The following is a 3,893-nucleotide window of genomic DNA, read 5'->3' as shown; positions in this document are numbered from 1 at the left end:
TTGTTTCCAACCAAACATGAACTAACGAGAACTTTTACCACTGGAACTCCTTTATATACGAGAAATAGCTAACGCCCTGTTAAGGGGTGAGCAACGCAATACCGAAGTCGCCGCATACCGCCTTAAACACTAAAATCAACGCATAGTGAAAATGCCACGCGTTGCGAATCCCTCTTGAACAGTTTGTTAGAGCGCAGCTCACAGGTTGAACAGAACTTTCAAAAGAGAATTTACCAAGGAAGAAATTCCTAGAAATAGTACTACTGGCAAGCCTATCGCTATTAACAGTTTAAACTCGACAAATTGACCTACAACGGCATCACCATACCTACCACCCAGAAACTTTCTAGATTCGTCACCTACTGTTGATTTGACTTCATCTGTAACCGTCTTGCGATCTTTACCAATGAATTCTTTAAACAGCATAAAGCCGAAAGGAGCGATAATAATGCCGGCGATAAGATATGAAATGTATTCAACTATATCGGTCATGTTCATACTTTTTTCTCCTGCGCTCTAACGCCGCATTAAGGTGTGAGCAACGCGACCACAGACCTAAACCTTACCACCGTAAACACGAAACCCAACGATGGAATGAAAAATGCCAAGCGTTGGGAATCACTCTTAAATGCTTTGTTATGTTAATTTTTTGATGAGAATTCAACTTCTTGAGGTGTGTTTCGATCTTTTTCGCAGATAACGACGGTATTGGCGAGTTTGTCGTGCCACCCCTGTTTACGCTTGTCCCAAGCCACCCAAAATATACCTAGTCCAAGAGGGATTGTCGCTAGGATATACCCAAGGTATCTTACAATATACTGTTGAAGGGTAGGTTTATCGCCAGTTTTAGCGTCTACAATTTTCGCTGATATAGCCATTTTACCTGGTGTCGCTTGACGATAAAGCCAGAAACCAATGACCGCTACCAATGGAAAAATCCAGCTTAAAATCAGGTCAGCGAAGCCTTGTACTAACGCATCGTTGTCAAAATATGCCCAGCCATAAACCGCTACTAGAATCGGGTATGTAAGGACACAAATTATCACAGTATCAATTAGACTAGCACCAACTCGAGGCCAAAAACCTGAATATTCGTACAAATCACTCATTTTCGCGGGAACATTATCTTTCATATTATTTACCTAGTTTACATAACCAACTTAAATGCATGATACGTAATGTAATTTCTTTCTCAAGACAATATTCAATTAATTGCAACACACTTCGATTAACATAACGCCGCATTAAGGTGTGAGCAACGCTACCACCAGACGAAACCTGTACGCCTTAAACACGAAACCCAACGATGACATAAAAAATGCCAAGCGTTGGGAATCACTCTTAAATGCCTTGTTAGTTTTTTGTTTCTAGAGAGTGCTTATTTTCCAAGTCTTCTACCTTATTTTTAAGTTTCTCTAACTTTCGAGAATAAATAAAGAAACCGATTTGAGAACATACTACGGCCACATAGAACAGGTTATCTCTATGTTGAGCTGGAGCATCATTCCACAACCATATAGCGAAGACAGTGACAAGCACATAAGAAATAATATTTGAAATCATTGATGAAGCCCCGAAACCAATCGTACACTTCGATTTTCTAACTCTGTATTAACTTTTTTTAATTCAGACTTATTAAACGCAACAGCTCCCCAAATGACAAGCATAGCTAAACCACCTCTGCCAAGTTTACCTCTAGCTTTAGATTCCTTGTATAGGTCTTTGAGTCCAAGGCTTGAAGCACCAATACCTATATAACTAGCGAAATTGTCTAAAAAGCTATGAAAATCTTTATCAGACTGTAACTCTTTCTCAGTCATTGACCACATGCCATATTGTGGGTTAACAAAAGTAGTGTCTAGCGCTCCTGTTACTAGTTTTCCCATTAAGGCTCTATTCGAAACACTTCGTATCAGTTTCATAGCATCTACTCGTTGCTTCTGACTGAGATGTCTATACAAGATCATCGAACAAATCGCATCTACTTCTACTTTTCCAGCCCCAACAAGTAGTTCTGGTTTAAAACCGATTATTTTAGCTAATATTCTTAATTGTTCTTGCTCATTGCTTGGCAAATTATACGGTAAACTGCTAACTGAAATTACGTTACTCATCACTCATCCATGTATAATTTTAGGGCTTATTTTATGAAATAAAAAGAATAACATATGCACTCAGTGGTGTATAGGAAATGTTATGAAACTAACGCCCTGCTAAGGGGTGAGCAACGCAATACAAAAGCCGCCGCAAACCACCTTAATCACTAAATTCAACGCATAGTAAAAATGCCACGCGTTGCGAATCCCTCTTGAGCAGTTTGTTAGTCGCGAGGCACCGAGCGACAATTTTAAGCCGAACTAAACTTTGCGAACAACAAACTTTATGTGCTTTGATGCATTTAAGTCAGGCGTAGTCTCAAAGCGGCTACTCAATGAAACCACTTGGAACAAACAACGCCGCAGAAAACGGACGGACAACACCAAATAGCGCCTTTGGAAAGCTAATCTCACAGTGCGGACTTTCAACAAAGTCACTGAAACCACGTGGAACTTACCACACCAGAGAAAACGTCCTTTCAGCGAGTAAATCGGCTTTTGTACCAACAAACTCACCGAGCGAAGTAGCAACCAAAAACAGACTCTCGATCGCCCCGCTCTATCACCACCAAAGAACGAAACAACCGCTTGGTAAATAGCAATGCATTGATCTAGAACCGATGAAACTGAGCTTTGCCCGTCGAAGATGGAACTATGAATCAAACAACCAGTAGCCAAGTTTTGAGCTTAGAAACATGATTTTGACTGCTAGCTTTTTCTGGCGACTAACGCCTTGTTAAGGGGTGAGCAACGCAATACCGAAGCCGCCGCATACCACCTTAGTCACTAAAACTAACGCATAGTAAAAGTGCCACGCGTTGCGAATCCCTCTTGAACAATTTGTTAGGCGAATTACTTAAAAGGAAGTGGAATATCTTTCGTTATGGATATGTCCTCTAAACACTGCTTCAAAGGTAACTGCTTGGATTTATAGATTGTTGTAATCGAATTTTTCTCTTCGTCTACGTCCAATGTTAAACAAGCACAACTAAAACCATAGCTTCGATTTGTTCTAACAAATTCATTTTCATTTGCAGTCGCTTGATAAAGCAGTTCCATCGATTTATCGTCCAATGCATTTGAAGTACCTTGGACTGATATATCCCACGAGCCATCGCGATCAATCAACCACATATTGGCAGGAGAAGGATTTTCAAGCCATCCACATCGAGTCTCTTCTGCCGTCGCTGTTAATGCAGAAAACATCCCCAGAATAACAATCAAAAATCTCATTACTTACTCCATTCGCCTAACGCCTTGTTAAGGTGTGAGGCACGCAATAGCGAAGCCGCCGCATAACACCTTAACCACTAAAACTAACGCATAGCAAAAATGCTACGCGTGCCGAATCACTCTTGAACAATTTGTTATGTGGCGAACTCAAGATGTGAGCAAATCGAATGATGAAACCCCAACTGTTTGATACGCCGTTACTTGGTTTTTATGCGCCTACTTGGTTGTTATGTGCGATGAAAATTAAAATCGAAAAGAAAATAGTAAGCCCGAACAGTGATATTTTACCTTTATGTTCTTGTGATTTAGTTTTATCAGGGAACCTACCAAGCGTGAGTAGTAACAAAGTTACTTTACCCAGAAAATAACATCCAAACTCAACGAATACGTCAACCACTAGAAAGCCAATAACCTTATTAATCGTCCTAGAAACTGGTGTCAAAATTTCTTCTAAGATATCGGATATCACTCTTTCCTCCATAGACACATAACGCCCTGTTAAGGTGTGAGCAACGCAATACCGATGCTCCCGCATGCCACCTTAAACACTAGACGCAACGCATA

The 3,893-nt window shown here is 40.4% G+C and carries 6 protein-coding genes; 1 reads left to right on the top strand and 5 read right to left on the bottom strand.

Features of this window, described 5'->3' with window-relative positions; translation table 11 throughout:
• Positions 1-198: 198 nt before the first annotated feature.
• The 3 genes from R7Q09_RS23965 to R7Q09_RS23955 form a co-directional block, all read right to left on the bottom strand.
• Positions 199-498, bottom strand: coding sequence for a hypothetical protein (locus R7Q09_RS23965; RefSeq protein ID WP_054702843.1), 300 nt, complete (start codon positions 496-498; stop codon positions 199-201).
• Between the two features lie 143 nt (positions 499-641).
• Positions 642-1,133, bottom strand: coding sequence for an RDD family protein (locus R7Q09_RS23960; RefSeq protein ID WP_006879709.1), 492 nt, complete (start codon positions 1,131-1,133; stop codon positions 642-644).
• A 426-nt stretch (positions 1,134-1,559) separates the two neighbouring features.
• Positions 1,560-2,114: a hypothetical protein gene (locus tag R7Q09_RS23955; RefSeq protein WP_053807654.1), complete on the bottom strand. Its 555-nt coding sequence runs from the start codon at positions 2,112-2,114 to the stop codon at positions 1,560-1,562.
• Positions 2,115-2,431: 317 nt separating this feature from the next.
• Between R7Q09_RS23955 and R7Q09_RS28855 the strand changes: the two genes are divergently transcribed.
• Positions 2,432-2,695, top strand: coding sequence for a hypothetical protein (locus R7Q09_RS28855; RefSeq protein WP_155486732.1), 264 nt, complete (start codon positions 2,432-2,434; stop codon positions 2,693-2,695).
• Positions 2,696-2,948: 253 nt separating this feature from the next.
• Here R7Q09_RS28855 and R7Q09_RS23950 read toward each other — a convergent pair whose 3' ends face one another.
• Together R7Q09_RS23950 and R7Q09_RS23945 are read right to left on the bottom strand one after the other, a co-directional pair.
• Positions 2,949-3,329 carry a DUF4087 domain-containing protein gene (locus R7Q09_RS23950; protein ID WP_262628293.1) on the bottom strand — a complete coding sequence of 127 codons (381 nt, stop codon included), beginning with the start codon at positions 3,327-3,329 and terminating at the stop codon, positions 2,949-2,951.
• Positions 3,330-3,537: 208 nt separating this feature from the next.
• On the bottom strand, positions 3,538-3,798 hold the full coding sequence (locus R7Q09_RS23945; protein WP_262640754.1) for a hypothetical protein: 261 nt from the start codon (positions 3,796-3,798) through the stop codon (positions 3,538-3,540).
• Positions 3,799-3,893 lie beyond the last annotated feature (95 nt).

The organism is Vibrio sp. 2130-1 (assembly GCF_033339515.1).
Note: the sequence above shows the minus strand (reverse complement) of the source record. Positions and strands in the feature narration are given on the sequence as shown.

Coding starts and splice junctions, on each gene's coding strand:
- R7Q09_RS28855 (WP_155486732.1), top strand. CDS start 2,432: ATGAAACCACTTGGAACAAACAACGCCGCAGAAAACGGACGGACAACA.
- R7Q09_RS23965 (WP_054702843.1), bottom strand. CDS start 498: ATGAACATGACCGATATAGTTGAATACATTTCATATCTTATCGCCGGC.
- R7Q09_RS23955 (WP_053807654.1), bottom strand. CDS start 2,114: ATGAGTAACGTAATTTCAGTTAGCAGTTTACCGTATAATTTGCCAAGC.
- R7Q09_RS23960 (WP_006879709.1), bottom strand. CDS start 1,133: ATGAAAGATAATGTTCCCGCGAAAATGAGTGATTTGTACGAATATTCA.
- R7Q09_RS23950 (WP_262628293.1), bottom strand. CDS start 3,329: ATGAGATTTTTGATTGTTATTCTGGGGATGTTTTCTGCATTAACAGCG.